Raw genomic sequence first — 16,795 nt, forward strand, 5'->3', positions numbered from 1 at the left:
CCCGGTGCTGTTGGCGGTTCACGCTACCAGCCAGCGCCGGTTTTTCTTCCCGAAAACCCGACCAGAAGTCTGCCGCCATGCGTCCTGCCCGTGCCCTGATCGACCTTCAAGCCTTGCGCAACAACTACCGAATCGCCCGTGAACTCACGGGGGCCAAGGCCCTCGCTGTGATCAAGGCCGATGCCTATGGCCATGGCGCGGTGCGTTGCGCCCAGGCGCTGGAAGCCGAGGCGGACGGGTTTGCAGTAGCCTGCATCGAAGAGGCGTTGGAGCTGCGGGCGGCGGGCATTCGCGCGCCGATCCTGCTGCTGGAAGGTTTTTTCGAAGCCGATGAGCTGGCGCTGATTGTCGAGCATGATTTCTGGTGCGTGGTGCATTCGTTGTGGCAACTCGAAGCCATCGAGAAAGCGGCGTTGAGCAAACCGATCACCGTGTGGCTGAAGCTCGATTCGGGCATGCACCGCGTGGGGCTGCACCCGGCGGATTATCAGGCGGCCTACCAGCGACTGTTGGCCAGCGGCAAGGTCGCGAAAGTGGTGCTGATGAGCCACTTTGCGCGTGCCGATGAACTGCACGAGCAAGCCAGTGCCGATCAGGTGGCGGTATTTGAAGCCGCGCGCAAGGGCTTGTCCGCCGAGGTCAGCCTGCGCAACTCGCCGGCGGTGCTCGGTTGGCCGCAGATTCCGAGCGATTGGGTGCGCCCAGGCATCATGCTTTATGGCGCGACGCCCTTCGAAGAGGCCAACGAAGCAGCATCGCGGCTGCAACCGGTCATGACCCTGGAATCGAAAGTGATCAGTGTGCGCGAGTTGCCGGCTGGCGAGCCCGTCGGTTACGGCGCCAAATTCATCACCCCTAAACCGATGCGCATTGGTGTCGTGGCCATGGGTTACGCCGATGGCTACCCGCGTTTGGCACCGACCGGCACGCCAGTGCTGGTTGCCGGGCAGCGCAGCCAGTTGATCGGCCGGGTATCGATGGACATGCTCTGCATCGACCTGACCGATGTCCCGCAGGCCGGCCTCGGTTCGACCGTCGAGTTGTGGGGCAAAAACATCCTCGCCAGTGATGTGGCCATGGCTGCCGGCACGATTCCTTACCAGATCTTTTGCAACCTGCGCCGGGTGCCACTGCTCTATTCCGGGGCTTAGTGCGCAGGGCTCCAGACCGGAAGTCGCCTCGCTGAGCAGGATTCAGGTCAAGGTGTTGTAAATACTGAACGCTGTCGCCATGATAACGCTCACTATTCCAACAATCTGAATCCTGGAGGCGCAAGCTTTGGACGTCGGTGAACGACTGCAATCCATCCGTAGGCTCAAAGGCCTTTCCCAGCGTGAGCTCGCCAAACGGGCGGGGGTCACCAACAGCACGATTTCGATGATCGAGAAGAACAGCGTCAGTCCCTCGATCAGTTCGCTGCGCAAAGTGCTGGGTGGGATTCCCATGTCCATGGTCGAGTTCTTTTCCGAAGAAATCCTGCAGGAAAAACCGACCCAGATTGTCTACAAGGCCAACGAGCTGATCGATATTTCCGATGGCGCGGTGACCATGAAGCTGGTCGGTCGGGCGCACCCGAGCCGGGCCATCGCATTCCTCAATGAAATCTATCCGCCAGGCGCCGACACCGGTGACGAGATGCTCACCCATGAGGGCGAGGAAACCGGCATCCTGGTCGAAGGAAAACTGGAACTGGTGGTCGGTCTCGAAACTTTTGTCCTTGAAGCCGGCGATAGCTACTACTTTGAAAGTACCAAGCCACACCGTTTTCGTAATCCGTTCGATGTGCCGGCGCGACTAATCAGCGCAGCCACACCGGCGAATTTCTAAGAAAAGAGGCGTCCTGCCAGCATCGCAGAGGCGCCCGGGCTGTTTTTCCGTCGCGGCCTAAGACCCCTTCGACTTTGGGGTTGTTTCAGTGCGACGGGCTTACCGCTATACTTGCGCCCGCCTGCGAACCGTGGCCGTAGGCGTGACTAGCCACCATTGAGGGTGAACGCGTGAACCTAATTATGAAAATGCTGGCTGCACCAGCAACCGTATTGGCCCTATGGGCTGTCAGTGTCAGCGCTCAAGCTGCGACCAATGACGATATCGCCAAACGCCTTGAGCCAGTCGGCCAGGTTTGTGTTCAGGGTAAAGAGTGCAAGGGCATGGAAGTGGCCGCTTCCGCTGGCGGCGGTGGTGGTGCGAAAACTCCGGATGAAGTGATTGCAAAACATTGCAACGCTTGCCACGGTTCAGGCCTGCTGGGCGCACCGAAAATCGGTGATGCCGCTGCCTGGAAAGAGCGTGCCGATCACCAGGGCGGCCTTGACGGCATCCTGGCCAAAGCCATTACCGGTATCAACTCGATGCCGCCTAAAGGTACCTGCGCCGATTGCTCCGACGCCGAGCTCAAAGGCGCCATCCAGAAGATGTCCGGCTTGAAATAAGCCTGAGTCTTGCTGCTGGAAAAGCCGCTTTCGAGCGGCTTTTTTGTGCCTGTGATTTAACCCGGATGGCTGTTCATTGCAGCAAAGACCCGGCAAGCTCGGTCCAGGCCCAAGTCATGGAACGTGAGGGAGGATCCGATGGTTCAGTTGTGCTCTATCGAACAGGCAGTCGATGACGTCTTGGCACGGTTGCCGGCGCATATCCACATGGGCCTGCCTCTGGGGTTGGGCAAACCTAATCACTTCGTCAACGCGCTGTATCGGCGGATCGCACAGTCGCCCGAACGACGGCTGACGATCTACACCGCGTTGTGCCTGGGGCGCCCGCCCTTGGGCGATGGTTTGCAAAAGCGCTTTCTCGAACCCTTTGTCGAACGGGTCTTCGGCGACTATCCGGAGCTGGAATTTCTCGCCGACCTGCGCCGCGATAGTCTGCCGGACAACATCCACATCCAGCAGTTCTTCATGCAGCCCGGCAGCCTGCTCAACAGTGCCGCGGCGCAACAGGATTACGTCAGCAGCAATTACAGCCATGCGGCGCGGGACATCAATGCCGCCGGGTTGAATCTGGTGGCGCAGCTGGTGGCCAGCCACGCCGAGCATCCTGACCGTTTGAGCCTGAGCTGCAACCCGGACATCACCCTCGACCTGTTGCCGATGATCGCCAGGCGCCGCGCCGCCGGAGAAACCATCCTGATGGTCGGCCAGGTGCACAACGACCTGCCTTACATGCCCGGCGATGCGGAAGTCGGCATCGACACCTTTGACCTGCTGATCGATGAGAAGGACAACACCACGCTGTTTTCCACGCCGAACATGCCGGTGGGGTGTCAGGACCATTTCATCGGTCTGCACGCCAGCACCCTGGTGCGTGATGGCGGTACCTTGCAGATCGGCATCGGCTCCATGGGCGATGCGCTGACAGCGGCGCTGCTGGCGCGGCAAGCCGACAACGACGGATACAGGGCTTTACTGGCAGACGTAAACCTCAGCCACTGGGCGCAACTGATCGAGCGCGAAGGCGGCATCGACCCCTTCGCCAAAGGCCTGTATGGCTGTAGCGAAATGTTCGTCAACGGCTTGCTGGTGCTGGCCGATGCCGGGATCGTGCAACGCAAGGTCTATCCGGATGTGGCGACCCAGCAGCAGGCGAATGCCGGCACCCTCGACGAGGCTGCACAAACCGATGGCATCTCGGTGCACGGTGGTTTCTTTCTCGGTTCGCGTAGCTACTACGAGCGCTTGCGCGAATTGCCGCAAAGCAAGCGGCTCGAATTCAACATGACCCGCATCAGCTACATCAACGAGCTCTACGGCCAGGAAGAACTCAAGCGCTTGCAGCGCCTGGATGCGCGGTTCATCAACACCGCGTTCACCGTGACCTTGCTCGGTGCCGCGGTGGCGGATCAGCTCGAAGACGGACGTGTGCTCAGTGGCGTAGGCGGGCAGTACAACTTCGTGGTGCAGGGGCATGCGCTGGCAGGTGCGCGCTCGGTGTTGCTACTGCGCAGCTGGCGTGAGTCCGGCGGCGACGTCAGCTCGAACATCGTCTGGGAGTATGGTCACTGCACGATTCCCCGGCACTTGCGGGACATCGTGGTCACCGAATACGGCATCGCCGATCTTCGTGGCAAGACCGATGCGGCAGTGATCGAGGCCTTGCTCAATATCAGCGACTCGCGTTTTCAGCCGGGATTGATCGAGCAGGCGCAGAAAGTCGGCAAACTGCCCAAGGACTTCTGTCTCGATCCGCGCTTCACCGATAACAATCCGCAGCGTTTGTTGGCGATTCAGGCGCGGCATCCGCAGCTGTTTCCGGAGTATCCGCTGGGCTGTGATTTCACCGAGGTCGAGCAGGATCTGTTGCGGGCGCTGAACTGGCTCAAGAGCAAGTTCAAGCTGAGTGAGGTGCTGGAGTTGGGCAAGGCAGCGCTGGACGCGCCGGAGCCTGCGTTGTTCCAGGAGCATCTGCAACGCATGCAACTGGCCAGTCCGGAGGGGATGAAGGAGGATTTGTATCAGCGCCTGCTGCTCACAGGCCTCAAGGCGACTGGGCAGTAACTGGTCACCGAAAACATCAGTGGGAGCGAGCTTGCTCGCGATAGCGGTGTATCAGTCAACGAAGATGTCGACTGACACTATGCAATCGCGAGCAAGCTCGCTCCCACAGGGGGATGTGCGTTGTGGTGGCTTTATTCGATAAAGGTCACAACACCGTCGGCCAGCGACTTCACTCGGGCCAGGGACTCTACGCGATAACCCTGCGAGTCCAGTTCCGCACGGCCGCCCTGGAACGACTTCTCGATCACGATGCCCAGGCCCGCCACGGTGGCGCCAGCCTGCTTGATGATCGAAATCAGTGCCTGGGACGCCTTACCGTTGGCCAGGAAGTCATCGATGATCAGCACGCGGTCGCTACTGGTCAGGTGGCGCGGGGAAATGGCCACGGTGCTTTCGGTCTGCTTGGTGAACGAGTACACGGTCGCCGACAGCAGGTTTTCGGTCAGGGTCAGGGACTGGTGCTTGCGGGCGAAAATCACCGGCACACCCAGGTTCAGACCGGTCATGATCGCCGGGGCGATGCCCGAGGCTTCGATGGTGACAATCTTGGTGATGCCCGAATCCTTGAACAGCGTGGCGAATTCGTCGCCGATCAGCTTCATCAGGGCCGGGTCGATCTGGTGGTTCAGAAAGGCGTCGACTTTCAGGACCTGATCGGAAAGCACGATGCCTTCTTCGCGAATTTTCTTGTGCAATGCTTCCATGAAGCTGTCCTCAGTTGGCTCCAGACACTGTGAAAACTACTGCGCTCGGTAATCCTGCGTTAAAAACAGGCTCGGAATGCTCATTTACAGCCAGTAAACTCCGCTTCCTCGCCTGTTTTTGCCTTGTCTTACCTTCGCTCGCTACGTTTTCACAGCGCCTGGCTATGCCGATGTTCAATTAAAAAGTGGTCAATTCTAGCGCTTTAACATCGCGCGTATATCCGCCAATGCATTGTTGCCACGCACGGCTTTGACTTCGGTCGGTGTGTCGTCGTTGCCTTCCCAGGCCAGATCGTCCGGCGGCAGTTCATCGAGGAAGCGGCTTGGTGCGCAGTCGATGATCTCGCCGTACTGCTTGCGCTTGGCGGCGAAGGTGAAGGCCAGGGTCTGGCGCGCGCGGGTAATGCCCACGTAGGCCAGGCGACGTTCTTCTTCGATGGTGTCGGCTTCGATGCTGGAACGGTGCGGGAGGATTTCCTCTTCCATGCCCATGATGAACACGTAGGGGAATTCCAGGCCCTTGGAGGCGTGCAAGGTCATCATCTGCACGCCTTCGGCGCCATCTTCCTCTTCCTGCTGACGCTCGAGCATGTCGCGCAGGACGAGTTTGCCGATGGCGTCCTCGACGGTCATTTCGCCTTCTTCGTCTTTTTCCAGGGTGTTCTTCAGCGCCTCGATCAGGAACCAGACGTTACCCATGCGGTAGTCGGCGGCCTTGTCGCTGGAGCTGTTGGTGCGCAGCCAGTTCTCGTAGTCGATGTCCATGACCATGCTGCGCAGGGCCGAGATCGGGTCTTCGCCGGCGCACTGCTCGCGCACCCGGTCCATGAAACGCTTGAAGCGCGACAGGCGATCGGTGAAGCGGCTGTCCAGATGCTCGCCCAAACCCATCTCGTCGGTGGCGGCGTACATCGAGATCTTGCGCTCGGTGGCGTAGTTACCCAGCTTCTCCAGCGTGGTCGAGCCGATCTCGCGGCGCGGCACGTTGATCACCCGCAGGAACGCGTTGTCGTCGTCCGGGTTCACGATCAGACGGAAGTAAGCCATCAGATCTTTCACTTCCTGACGTCCGAAGAAGCTGTTGCCGCCGGAGAGGCGATACGGCACCTGGTGATGCTGCAACTTCAGCTCGATCAACTTGGCCTGGTAGTTGCCGCGATACAGGATCGCGAAATCGCTGTACGGGCGGTCGGTGCGCAAGTGCAGGCTGAGGATTTCCATGGCCACGCGCTCGGCCTCGGCGTCTTCGTTGCGGCAACGGATCACGCGGATCTCGTCGCCGTGACCCATTTCACTCCACAGCTGCTTTTCGAACTCATGGGGATTGTTCGAGATCAGTACGTTGGCGCAACGCAGGATGCGGCTGGTGGAGCGGTAGTTCTGCTCCAGCATCACCACTTTCAAGGACGGGTAGTCGTCCTTGAGCAGCATCAGGTTTTCCGGGCGAGCACCGCGCCAGGCGTAGATCGACTGGTCGTCGTCGCCTACCACGGTGAACTGGTTGCGTTTGCCGATGAGCATTTTCACCAGCAGGTATTGGCTGGCGTTGGTGTCCTGGTATTCGTCGACCAGCAGGTAGCGCACCTTGTTCTGCCACTTTTCCAGGATGTCGGCGTGCTCTTCGAACAGCTTCACCGGTAGCAGGATCAGGTCGTCGAAGTCCACCGCGTTGAACGCCTTGAGCGTGCGCTGGTAGTGGGTGTAGACGATGGCGGCGGTCTGTTCCTTGGGGTTGCGCGCGTTTTCCAGGGCCTGGGCCGGCAGGATCAGGTCGTTTTTCCAGGCGCCGATCATGTTCTTGATCTCGTCGACGCCGTCGTCGCCCGAGTATTCCTTCTGCATGATGTCGGTCATCAGGGCCTTGACGTCGGTCTCGTCGAAGATCGAGAAACCCGGTTTGTAGCCCAGCCGCACGTGTTCCTTGCGGATGATGTTCAGGCCCAGGTTGTGGAACGTGCAGACCGTCAGCCCGCGCCCTTCACCGGCACGCAGCAGGGTGCCGACCCGTTCCTTCATTTCGCGGGCGGCCTTGTTGGTAAAGGTCATGGCGACGATGTACTGGGCGCGAATGCCGCAGTTCTGGATCAGGTGCGCGATTTTGCGCGTGATCACGCTGGTCTTGCCGGAGCCCGCGCCGGCGAGCACCAATAGAGGGCCGCCGACGTAGTTCACGGCTTCTTGCTGCCGGGGATTGAGTCGGGACATAGGTAAATTCAGGAGTCAGTCACGAAATGGGCCGGCATTTTAACAGGCTCAGCGAATTGTGCTGCTCTGTCCGACTTGTGACGTAGCGCGCTATCTGTAATTGCCGGTTTTGTTACTTTCACGCAGGATGCGCAACGAATTTGCGGCTAATGTTCGTAATTGCGGATACAAAGGGTTCGTTTTGCTCACTGATGTCATTGTCATTGGTCATCGGAACGGCATAATGCCCGTCGCCTACATCTTTGCAGAGTCTAGGGAGCTAGCTTGTCTACGCCTGTCGAACCCTTGCGTTTGCTGCTACTGGCCGAAGAGCCAGCGTGGGCAGCGTTGTTGCGCGAGTGTCTGGCTCCTATGGGGAGCTCGGCCGTGCTCATCAGCGCGCCGAGTTGGGAGTCGGTCAGCAGCCTGTTCGATGACAACCACAGCGCGGTGTTATTGACCATCCCGCAACTTCAACCGGCGCCGGGCCGTTGCAGCCTGCCGACGGTGTTGTTGCTCGACCATGAGCCGCTGACCCCGCCCGACGGCGTGAGTGACTGGCTGGTGCGCGACCTGCTCGATCCCGGCATGTTGCGCCGTTGCCTGCGTCATGTGCGCGAACGCGGCGTCCTGGAAAACACGCTGCAACGCCTGGCCGAGCAAGATCCGCTGACCGGCATCGCCAACCGTCAGGGCTTCCAGACCCTGTTAACGGCACGCCTGGCGGAAAACGACGGTCGTGGCCTGGCCCTCGGTCATCTCGACCTCGACAACTTTCGTTATGCCAACGACGCCCTCGGCCATCAGGCCGGTGACCGCCTGATCCTGCAAGTGGTGGCGCGGCTCAAGAGCCAGCTTGAGGTCGGCGATCAACTGGCGCGCCTGGGCAGTGATGAATTCGCTCTGCTGATCGACACCCGTCGCGCTCCCCAGCGTGCGGAGTGGATGGCCGAGCGCATCAGCGAAGCGCTGGCCGAGCCTTATTGGGTCGATGGCGAAAGCCTGCTGATCGGCTCCAGCCTGGGCATCGCCTACGCCCGGGCCCAGACCGGCGCGGATCCGCTGATGTGGCATGCGCACATCGCAATGCAGCAGGCCAAAAGCACCCAGGGCTGCACCTTTCACATTTTCAACGAGCGTATCAACCGCAATGCCCGCAGCATCGCCGACCTGGAAACCGAGCTGCGCCGGGCGCTGCGTCGCGATGAGCTGGAGCTGCATTACCAGCCACGGCTGAACCTCGAAGACGGGCAAATCGTCGGCCTCGAAGCTTTGGTGCGCTGGCGGCATGCCGAGCGCGGCTTGCTGCCACCGAGCGAATTCGTGCCGCTGGCCGAGCAAAGTGGTCTGATTGTGCCGCTGGGCTACTGGGTGATTTCCCGGGCCCTGCGCGACATGCAGGCGTTGCTTGAACTTGGAATGCCGCCGTTGCACATGGCAATCAACCTGTCGTTCCGGCAGTTCCAGGACAGCCAGTTGCTGTCGACCCTGAGTCGCCTGATTGCCGAGCGCGGTGTCGAGGCGCAGTGGCTGGAGTTCGAGCTGACCGAGACCGCCGTGATGCGCCGCAGCGATCTGGTCAAGCAGACCATGGACGCCCTAGGGCGCCTCGGCGTGCGCTTCTCCCTCGACGACTTCGGTACCGGGTTCTCGTCGTTTGTGCACCTCAACAGCCTGCCGATCACTTTGCTGAAGATCGACAAGAGCTTTGTCGGCGGTATGGAGCAGCGTGAGGAAAACCGCAAACTGGTCCACGCGATGATCAACCTGGCGCACAACCTCAACCTCGAGGTGGTCGCAGAAGGCGTGGAAACGCCGGAGCAACTGGATCTGCTGCGCGGGTTTGAATGCGATCAGGTGCAGGGGTATTTGATCAGCAAACCATTGCCGCTGGCCGAGCTGGTGGAGTACCTGACGTTTGGCTCCAGTCAGCAGCCGATGCTGGAAGTCGTGAGCTGACCGCGACCTTTCAGTTGGTCCAAAACCTGTGGGAGCGAGCTTGCTCGCGATGGCGGTGTATCAGTCGAAATGGATGTTGACTGACCTGGCCTCATCGCGAGCAAGCTCGCTCCCACAGAGGATTTCCCACAGGGGGATCTCAATCTGGCTGAGCGACTGTGAAGCCATTCTGTGACGTCGACTCGCGCCGAATCATCCGCTTCATCTTCCACTCAAACCCCAGCGTCAGGCTCACCGCCGCACACGCCAGCCCCAGCGCAAGGCCCCACCAGACGCCCGTTGGCCCCCAGTCCAGGTGGAACGCCATCCACCACGCCGCCGGTGCGCCAATCAGCCAATAGCAGCCCAGGCCGACGAGGAAGGTGGTCTTGGCATCCTTGAGCCCACGAATGCAGCCCATGGCAATGGTTTGCACGCCGTCGAACAGCTCGAACCATGCCGCCACCGCCAGCAGGCTCACGGCAAGGTTGATGACATCGCGAAACGCCGGGTCGTTGTGGTCGAGAAACAGGCCGACCAACTGATTTGGCAGTAGCCAGAAGACCATGGCGAAACACAGCATCGCCGCCGCCCCGAACGCAATGCCGACCCGCCCGGCCAGCCGTGCATCCAGCAATTGTCCGGCACCGTAGTGCTGGCCGATGCGCATGGTGATCGCATAAGAAATCCCCGCCGGGACCATGAACGCCACCGAGACGATTTGCAGGGCAATCTGATGCGCCCCCAACTGCGTGCTGCCCATGGTGCCCATGCACAGCGCGGCGAAGGCAAACAGCCCGACTTCCACCGCGTAGGTGCCGCCAATCGGTAGGCCCAGGCGCCACAGTTCCTTCAGGTACGGGCGGTTCAGCCGCGACAGACCCTGGCGTAGCGGATAGGCGTTGTAGGCCGGATGCCGACGAATGTGCCAGGCCAGCGCCAGCGCCATGAGATTGGCGACAATCGCAGTCACGAGCCCAATACCCATCAGCCCCGGTTTCGGCAGGCCGAACATGCCGGTGATCAACGCATAGTTGAGCAAAAAGTTGGCAACCGTCCCGCCCACGCTGATCACCATTACCGGTGTTGCGCGGCCGATGGCGCTGGTGAACCCGCGCAGGGCCATGAAGCTCAGATAGCCGGGCAGGGCGAACGGCAGGAAGATCAAAAATTGACCGGCCGCGTTGACGTTGGTTTCGGTCTGCCCGAACAGCAGCAAGACCGGTTTGAGGTTCCACAGCAGCAAACCGGCAACCAGCGCCATCAACCACGCCAGCCACAGCCCGGCCTGGGTCAGCCGGGTAGCCCCGACAATATCGCCAGCACCCTGACGGATCGCCACCAGAGTGCCGACTGCTGCAATCACGCCGATGCAGAAAATCGACACGAACGAATAGGTTGCCGCACCGAGCCCACCACCGGCCAATGCCTCGGGACTCAGGCGCGCCATCATCAGGGTGTCGGTGAGGACCATCAGCATGTGTGCCAACTGTGAGGCAATCAGCGGCCCCGCCAGCCGCAGGATGGCCCAGAGTTCAGTACGTGCTGGATGCTGCATGGTCATCACGCTCGATTATCAAAGGGAACAGGAAAGAACCGATTCTCGGCGCTTTGCGGGGTTTGCACAAAGGGATAAAAAGGATGGATGGCATGATTCAAACTCATGCTGGAGAGTTTCTGCTAGGGTGGGCGAACCCCGCAGTAGGAGCTTTCCCAATGTCCCGTCGTCTTCCTCCCTTGTATGCTCTGCGCGCATTCGAAGCGGCGGCGCGACACAGCTCGTTTACCCGTGCGGCCGAAGAACTGTCGATTACCCAAAGTGCGGTCAGCCGGCATATTCGTACGCTCGAAGAGCATTTTGCCTGCCGCTTGTTTCACCGCAGTGGCCGCAACCTGCAACTGACCGAGTCGGCCCGTTTGTTGTTGCCGGGCATTCGCGAAGGCTTCACCGCGCTTGAGCGGGCTTGCAATACCTTGCGCGCCGAAGACGACATCCTGCGCATGAAAGCTCCCTCGACCTTGACCATGCGCTGGTTGCTGGCGCGCCTCAGTCGCTTCCGTCATCTGCAGCCGGGCAACGAAGTGCAATTGACCAGTGCGTGGATGGACGTCGATTCGGTGGATTTCAACCATGAACCTTTCGACTGCGCCGTCATCCTCAGCAACGGGCATTTTCCACCGGACTGGGAAGCGACTTTCCTGTTCCCCGAGGAGTTGATTCCCGTGGGCGCGCCGAATCTTCTGAAGGATCAACCGTGGGACGTTGCGCGTCTGGCCAGTACTGAGCTGCTGCATCCGACCCCGGACCGCCGCGACTGGCGCAACTGGCTGGAGCGCATGGGGCTGGCCGATCAGGTGTCGCTCAAGGGCGGACAGGTGTTCGATACCCTGGAGCTGGGCATGATCGCCGCCGCGCGGGGCTATGGCGTGTCCATGGGCGATCTGCTGATGGTGGCGGAAGATGTAGCCCAGGGACGCTTGAGTTTGCCTTGGCCGACCGCCGTCGCCAGTGGTGAGAATTATTACCTGGTCTGGCCGAAAACCCGCCCCGGCGGCGAGCGTTTGCGTCGCCTCAGCGATTTCCTGCAAGGCGAGGTCCGGGCCATGGAGTTACCGGATGTCGAACGCCTTGGCTGAATCGATGGCATCGACTCAATTCCGTTTTCCCCCCCCATCTACGTATCAATTGTCTTTCTTGGCATTTTCTCGACTTATGTTCTTGCTGAAACGTTTCATCAAGTTTATAAAAATGGCACAACTCCAACAAAGGCGATTGCCATGACCCCACTCAAACTCGTCGTTGCCCTTAGCGCACTGTCCGCTGCCTCCCAAGCACTAGCCTGGGATTACGTTCTGCTCGACACCGACAAAGCCGCCCAGAACTGGCAAGTCACCAGCCAGCAACTCGGCATAAAAACCGACAAACCTTTCAGCGTGACCCTGCGCACCTTGCACGGCGGTCGGCAGGAAGGCGTCAGCATCGTCGACATCGATAACGGCACGATGAAACTTTCGGTAGTTCCAACTCGTGGCATGAACGTCCTGCAGGCCTCGGTCGGTAACGTGCGCATGGGTTGGGATTCACCAGTCAAGGAAGTGGTCAATCCGTCCTTCATCGAGCTCAACGGCCGTGGTGGCCTGGGCTGGCTGGAAGGCTTCAATGAGCTGGTCACCCGCTGCGGTTACGAGTGGGTCGGCCACCCCGGCATCGACAACGGCGAACTGCTGACCCTGCACGGTCGCGCTGCCAATATCCCGGCCAACAAAGTCACCTTGCACATTGATGAAAAACCGCCGTACGCCATCAGCCTGCGCGGCGAACTGAAAGAGCAGGCTTTCAAGAAAGTCGACTTCTCGGTCGCGACCGAACTCGTCACCGAGCCCGGCAGCATAGCGTTCGCCCTCAACGACACCCTGACCAACAACGGCGACTATCCGAAGGAATACCAGGCGCTGTATCACAGTAACTTCAGCACCCCATTCCTGGAGCAGGGCGCCCGCTTCGCTGCGCCGGTGAAACAGGTGTCGCCGTTCAACGATAAAGCCAAAAGCGATTTGCCGGACTGGCAAACCTATCGCGGACCGACCAAGGACTACGACGAAACGGTTTACAACGTAGTGCCCTACGCCGATGCCAAGGGCGATACATTGACCGTCCTGCATAACAAGGCCGGCAGCCTGGGCGTCTCGGTTGGTTTCAACACTCAAACACTGCCCGTGTTCTCCCTGTGGAAAAACACCGATACCCAAGGGCAGGGCTATGTCACGGGACTGGAGCCAGGCACGAGTTTTTCCTACAACCGCCGGTATCAGCGGCCTCTGAACCTGGTGCCAATCATTGGGCCGAAGGAGCAGAAGCAGTTCCGCATCAGCTACGGCTTGCTGGCGGATAAGACCGCTGTGGATAAGGCGTTGAAGCAGGTCAGCGAGATTCAAGGTGGGCGGGATACTGAGGTGCGGCAGACGCCGTTGGTTGACCTTACCAAGGGTTGATTTTCGCCGTCTTTGCGAAAAGCCGCTTATTGGCCGAAAAAACGCTTACAAATTTGAGCTACTGGCTTGTTGGCCGATATTGCAGTGCTTCGGCCAAGTGCTCGCGTCTGATTTCATCGACTTGTTCAAGATCCGCAAGAGTGCGCGCTACTTTGAGCAGTCGATGGGCCGCTCGCAGTGACAAGGTCAGTCGTTCACACGCCGTCTCCAGCCAGGTTTCGTCTGTTGTGGATAACTTGCAGTGTCTGCGCAGGCCCGGCAAGTCGAGAAAGGCATTGGCACAGCCTTGGCGCTTTTGTTGCCGTTCTCGTGCATCGGCAACCAACCCGGCGGCGGTGGCAGTGTCGTCGCCGGGTTTTAACGCAGGATTCAATGCCGTGGCTTCGCGAGCAACCGTCAGGTGCAGATCAATACGATCCAGCAGTGGCCCCGACAGTTTGTTGCGATAGCGCTGAACCATGTCCGGCGTACAGGAACAACGGCCACTCGGTTCGCCAAGATATCCACAGGGGCAGGGATTCATCGCGGCGACCAGTTGAAAGCGAGCCGGGAAGCGTACGCGGTCCTTGGCGCGGGAAATCACGATGTGGCCGGATTCGAGTGGCTCTCTCAACACCTCCAATACCTTGCGATCAAATTCCGGGAGTTCATCGAGGAACAGCACGCCATGGTGAGCGAGGGTGATTTCTCCCGGTTGCGGTTTTGAGCCACCGCCCACCAGTGCCGGTCCTGAGGCGGAGTGGTGTGGCTGTCGGAAGGGGCGCTGTGGCCAGTGGCTCAGTGGTACACAACTGGCGACGGATTGAATCGCTGCGACTTCCAGTGCTTCGCTCTCGGCCAGGGGTGGCAGCAGCCCTGGCAATCGGCTCGCCAATAGCGTCTTGCCTGTACCCGGCGGCCCGCTGAACAGCAGGTTATGCGCACCCGCTGCCGCAATCAGCAGTGCGCGTTTGGCTGCCATTTGCCCCTGGACTTCATTCAAGTCGGGATAGGGTTTGCTGGCGTAGAGCAAACCATTGGAGGCGTAAGGCTCGATGGGTGTGTGCCCATTGAAATGCGCCACCGCCTGCAGCAGATGGTCCACTGCGATGACCTTCAACCCTGACGCCAGGCAGGCCTCTTCGGCATTCGCCTGCGGCACCATCAACCAGCGCCCGGCCTTGCGCGCCGCCAATGCCGCCGGCAGCACCCCACGGACGGGCCGCACTGCACCGGAAAGCGCCAGCTCCCCCAGGCACTCCACGTCATCCAGTGTCAGCGTCGGCACCTGCACGCTGGCCGAGAGAATCCCCAAGGCAATCGCCAGATCGAACCGCCCGCCATCCTTGGGCAAATCCGCGGGCGCCAGATTCAACGTGATCCGTCGCGCCGGAAATTGCAGCCCCGAATTGATGATCGCGCTGCGCACCCGGTCCTTGCTTTCCTTCACTGCGGCTTCAGGTAGACCGACCATTGTCAACGACGGCAAGCCGTTGGCCAGATGAACTTCTACGGTAACGGCAGGCGCTTCCACGCCCACCTGGGCGCGGCTGTGGACGATGGAGAGGGACATGGTCGTTCCTTGAAATTACGGGGAGCCGCTTCCTGCGGTTTTTCAAGGGTAGTCAGGAGATGAGCATTTCGCGTGGTGTCAGGGAAGGTGAATTTTCGCAGGATGTTGCGAGCTATCGCCGGACGGGCGGGCAGCAAAAAACCGCCATTCAAGCGGTTCTTTGGTAAACAGTTTCAGACTCTTTTACCGGCAAGTAAGCCCGGAGGTTCAAGGTCTTTGCCGTGAGCCGCAGCGACATCAAGAAATCGTTGTTGATTGGCTGAAATCTTGCCGCCTAGCCGAAGTGCTTCAGCATGATATTGAATAATGAGTAAAAGCTTGGCTTTTCGCTTTCTTTGAATCATGGACACCTCCTGTGCCTTGGAGTGAGATCGATACTATTAATCGTCCAGGTAAATGACAAGTCGATTGTTCTGGTCGAAGCTGAATCCGAGGTTCTGGTAGTAGGGGACGACATTTGGGCCAGGATCCTGAATCTCTATTTCTTTGCACCCCAGCATTCGTGCATAGGTATCTGTAGCCAGCAGTGCCATCGGAGCGATCAAGCCACGAAGAGGATGAGACCTGTCTGGGTGACCCTGCAAAAGAATGATCTTTATGCAAATAGCGCTTTTACGCGGAGTGGCATAACACAGACCACATAGTTTCTGTTCGTACCAGATGGCCAAATCCAGTCCCTTGGCATCTTTGCACTTCCAGTTCGACACGCTTTCCCATGGGAAGAGTGCAGCTTCCAACCACGGGAGGCAGGCAGTAATCGCAGCTGGAGTTATTGGGTCGAACCTAACCGCCTCGGTGTTGAGTTTCCTGGCCCGAGATTTACAGTCCTTGACGAACATTTTATATGCGAGCTTTCGTGCATCTGATTTGTAAGTCTGGTTTCGAAGTTCGGTGCCTTTTCCTTTTCTTCTCATTGCTGGCGTCTATCGAGTAACAAGGCGAAAAGCGTAAAGAAAAGGGTGAGGACTGATAAATCAGGCCGGAGCGCCGCTTTTTGTAGGACCCTGCCGAGAAAGATGAAGGACGTCGGTGAAAGAGCGTGGATGGTCTTGCCGGATGAAGGTTGCTGCTTATGATCTCGCTGAATGCAGCCTTAGGAGGCGTGAATGAACAGGAATGGGATGCGCCCGATTCATCCTGGCGAAATTCTCAGCGAGGAGTTTTTGAAGCCACTGGGCGTTACAACCGATGCTCTGGCTCGCTCGTTGAACGACCCGGAGGCGGAAATAAGCGATGTTGTGAATCAGCGGAGCGGTGTCAGTGTTGGTCTGGCGCAAAAGCTATCCATCAACCTGAACACCACGCCCGAGTTCTGGCTGAATCTGCAATCGACCTACGAGTTGCGCTCGGCCCAGATCGAGCGTGGTTGAACGTTAAATATTCAAAGCGACTGCAAGACGAGTGAAGCCCGCTTCCACCACGGTTTTACCGGGCGTCTTGCCTGCTCCTGCTCTGTCATCATCTGCGGCACATCCTGCAACCGAATCCACGGCTGGTTGTTCCAGTGCAGCAGGCTCAACGACATTTCCGGCCAGTTGAGCAGGCTCAGTTGCGGGCGTTCGGTTGTGGTGGGGTATTGGGCATCTCGCAGGGCGGGAACAACTTCGTGGGTGAGCCATTCACGCAGAGCTCGGTACTCGGGGCAGTAGTGGTAGACCAGTAATGCGTAGACGCCGGATTCGCTGACCAGCAGGGTGTTTTCGATATGTCCGTGGATGAGGGTTTTGGCTGTTTGGTATTGGTCGGGGTCGAGTTTTCGGACTTGGCGGTCGTTGAGGTAGATGCGTAGCAGTCGCCCTAGGTCGCGGGCGCTGAACCAGGGTTGGTTTTGTATAAGGAGGGCGTGGAGGTGGAGTTTGTGGCGGGTGAAGACTTGCGGAATCAGGTAAGCATCATCTCGATTCATTGATACAGCTCCTTTTGCTTAAGGG

General features: G+C 59.3%; 15 protein-coding genes. 8 read left to right on the forward strand and 7 right to left on the reverse strand.

What is annotated here, in order from left to right; all coding sequences use genetic code 11:
• Window positions 1–77 precede the first annotated feature (77 nt).
• From alr to ASD95_RS01250, 4 genes are all read left to right on the forward strand, one after another.
• Window positions 78–1,151 carry an alanine racemase gene (gene alr, locus ASD95_RS01235; protein ID WP_056726341.1) on the forward strand — a complete coding sequence of 358 codons (1,074 nt, stop codon included), beginning with the start codon at window positions 78–80 and terminating at the stop codon, window positions 1,149–1,151.
• Window positions 1,152–1,278: 127 nt separating this feature from the next.
• Window positions 1,279–1,827, forward strand: coding sequence for a cupin domain-containing protein (locus ASD95_RS01240; protein WP_008023455.1), 549 nt, complete (start codon window positions 1,279–1,281; stop codon window positions 1,825–1,827).
• A 182-nt stretch (window positions 1,828–2,009) separates the two neighbouring features.
• Window positions 2,010–2,432, forward strand: coding sequence for a c-type cytochrome (locus ASD95_RS01245; protein WP_033047925.1), 423 nt, complete (start codon window positions 2,010–2,012; stop codon window positions 2,430–2,432).
• A 138-nt stretch (window positions 2,433–2,570) separates the two neighbouring features.
• Window positions 2,571–4,493, forward strand: coding sequence for an acetyl-CoA hydrolase/transferase C-terminal domain-containing protein (locus tag ASD95_RS01250; RefSeq protein ID WP_056726342.1), 1,923 nt, complete (start codon window positions 2,571–2,573; stop codon window positions 4,491–4,493).
• A 131-nt stretch (window positions 4,494–4,624) separates the two neighbouring features.
• Here the strand turns inward: ASD95_RS01250 and ASD95_RS01255 are convergent, their stop codons facing one another.
• Together ASD95_RS01255 and rep are read right to left on the reverse strand one after the other, a co-directional pair.
• The gene (locus ASD95_RS01255) at window positions 4,625–5,197 is read right to left on the reverse strand and encodes a xanthine phosphoribosyltransferase (protein ID WP_046038985.1); all 573 of its coding nucleotides are present in this window, start codon (window positions 5,195–5,197) and stop codon (window positions 4,625–4,627) included.
• Window positions 5,198–5,392: 195 nt separating this feature from the next.
• Window positions 5,393–7,402 (reverse strand): DNA helicase Rep, encoded by a 2,010-nt coding sequence (rep, locus tag ASD95_RS01260; RefSeq protein WP_056726343.1) that lies wholly within the window; start codon window positions 7,400–7,402, stop codon window positions 5,393–5,395.
• 264 nt (window positions 7,403–7,666) lie between these two features.
• On the opposite strand from rep, the gene ASD95_RS01265 reads away from it, so the two are divergent.
• Entirely contained in the window at window positions 7,667–9,340 is a 1,674-nt protein-coding gene (locus ASD95_RS01265) for a putative bifunctional diguanylate cyclase/phosphodiesterase (RefSeq protein ID WP_056726344.1), read from the forward strand.
• A gap of 139 nt (window positions 9,341–9,479) precedes the next feature.
• Here ASD95_RS01265 and ASD95_RS01270 read toward each other — a convergent pair whose 3' ends face one another.
• Complete coding sequence (locus ASD95_RS01270; RefSeq protein WP_056726672.1) at window positions 9,480–10,877, reverse strand: NorM family multidrug efflux MATE transporter; 1,398 nt, start codon at window positions 10,875–10,877, stop codon at window positions 9,480–9,482.
• Window positions 10,878–11,035: 158 nt separating this feature from the next.
• Here ASD95_RS01270 and ASD95_RS01275 point away from each other — a divergent pair, with 158 nt between their 5' ends.
• A complete protein-coding gene (locus ASD95_RS01275; RefSeq protein WP_056726345.1) occupies window positions 11,036–11,956 on the forward strand; it encodes a LysR substrate-binding domain-containing protein in 921 nt (306 codons plus the stop codon).
• A gap of 141 nt (window positions 11,957–12,097) precedes the next feature.
• Window positions 12,098–13,312, forward strand: coding sequence for an aldose 1-epimerase family protein (locus ASD95_RS01280; protein ID WP_056726346.1), 1,215 nt, complete (start codon window positions 12,098–12,100; stop codon window positions 13,310–13,312).
• A gap of 58 nt (window positions 13,313–13,370) precedes the next feature.
• Here ASD95_RS01280 and ASD95_RS01285 read toward each other — a convergent pair whose 3' ends face one another.
• From ASD95_RS01285 to ASD95_RS01290, 3 genes are all read right to left on the reverse strand, one after another.
• Complete coding sequence (locus ASD95_RS01285) at window positions 13,371–14,864, reverse strand: YifB family Mg chelatase-like AAA ATPase (RefSeq protein WP_056726347.1); 1,494 nt, start codon at window positions 14,862–14,864, stop codon at window positions 13,371–13,373.
• Between the two features lie 173 nt (window positions 14,865–15,037).
• Entirely contained in the window at window positions 15,038–15,208 is a 171-nt protein-coding gene (locus ASD95_RS29395; protein ID WP_177336484.1) for a hypothetical protein, read from the reverse strand.
• Between the two features lie 36 nt (window positions 15,209–15,244).
• Window positions 15,245–15,778 (reverse strand): hypothetical protein, encoded by a 534-nt coding sequence (locus ASD95_RS01290; protein ID WP_056726348.1) that lies wholly within the window; start codon window positions 15,776–15,778, stop codon window positions 15,245–15,247.
• Between the two features lie 192 nt (window positions 15,779–15,970).
• On the opposite strand from ASD95_RS01290, the gene ASD95_RS01295 reads away from it, so the two are divergent.
• Entirely contained in the window at window positions 15,971–16,234 is a 264-nt protein-coding gene (locus ASD95_RS01295) for a HigA family addiction module antitoxin (RefSeq protein WP_056726349.1), read from the forward strand.
• An 11-nt stretch (window positions 16,235–16,245) separates the two neighbouring features.
• Here the strand turns inward: ASD95_RS01295 and ASD95_RS01300 are convergent, their stop codons facing one another.
• Window positions 16,246–16,770, reverse strand: coding sequence for a BRO-N domain-containing protein (locus ASD95_RS01300; RefSeq protein WP_056726350.1), 525 nt, complete (start codon window positions 16,768–16,770; stop codon window positions 16,246–16,248).
• Window positions 16,771–16,795 lie beyond the last annotated feature (25 nt).

This window comes from Pseudomonas sp. Root71, assembly GCF_001429045.1.
GTDB classification, from domain to species: Bacteria; Pseudomonadota; Gammaproteobacteria; order Pseudomonadales; family Pseudomonadaceae; genus Aquipseudomonas; species Aquipseudomonas monachiensis.

Excerpts from the sequence above, each read along its gene's own strand:
- alr (WP_056726341.1), top strand. The coding sequence starts at position 78 with ATGCGTCCTGCCCGTGCCCTGATCGACCTTCAAGCCTTGCGCAACAAC.
- ASD95_RS29395 (WP_177336484.1), bottom strand. The coding sequence starts at position 15,208 with ATGATTCAAAGAAAGCGAAAAGCCAAGCTTTTACTCATTATTCAATAT.
- ASD95_RS01245 (WP_033047925.1), top strand. The coding sequence starts at position 2,010 with ATGAAAATGCTGGCTGCACCAGCAACCGTATTGGCCCTATGGGCTGTC.
- ASD95_RS01290 (WP_056726348.1), bottom strand. The coding sequence starts at position 15,778 with ATGAGAAGAAAAGGAAAAGGCACCGAACTTCGAAACCAGACTTACAAA.
- ASD95_RS01270 (WP_056726672.1), bottom strand. The coding sequence starts at position 10,877 with ATGCAGCATCCAGCACGTACTGAACTCTGGGCCATCCTGCGGCTGGCG.
- rep (WP_056726343.1), bottom strand. The coding sequence starts at position 7,402 with ATGTCCCGACTCAATCCCCGGCAGCAAGAAGCCGTGAACTACGTCGGC.
- ASD95_RS01275 (WP_056726345.1), top strand. The coding sequence starts at position 11,036 with ATGTCCCGTCGTCTTCCTCCCTTGTATGCTCTGCGCGCATTCGAAGCG.
- ASD95_RS01280 (WP_056726346.1), top strand. The coding sequence starts at position 12,098 with ATGACCCCACTCAAACTCGTCGTTGCCCTTAGCGCACTGTCCGCTGCC.
- ASD95_RS01255 (WP_046038985.1), bottom strand. The coding sequence starts at position 5,197 with ATGGAAGCATTGCACAAGAAAATTCGCGAAGAAGGCATCGTGCTTTCC.
- ASD95_RS01295 (WP_056726349.1), top strand. The coding sequence starts at position 15,971 with ATGAACAGGAATGGGATGCGCCCGATTCATCCTGGCGAAATTCTCAGC.
- ASD95_RS01285 (WP_056726347.1), bottom strand. The coding sequence starts at position 14,864 with ATGTCCCTCTCCATCGTCCACAGCCGCGCCCAGGTGGGCGTGGAAGCG.
- ASD95_RS01250 (WP_056726342.1), top strand. The coding sequence starts at position 2,571 with ATGGTTCAGTTGTGCTCTATCGAACAGGCAGTCGATGACGTCTTGGCA.
- ASD95_RS01300 (WP_056726350.1), bottom strand. The coding sequence starts at position 16,770 with ATGAATCGAGATGATGCTTACCTGATTCCGCAAGTCTTCACCCGCCAC.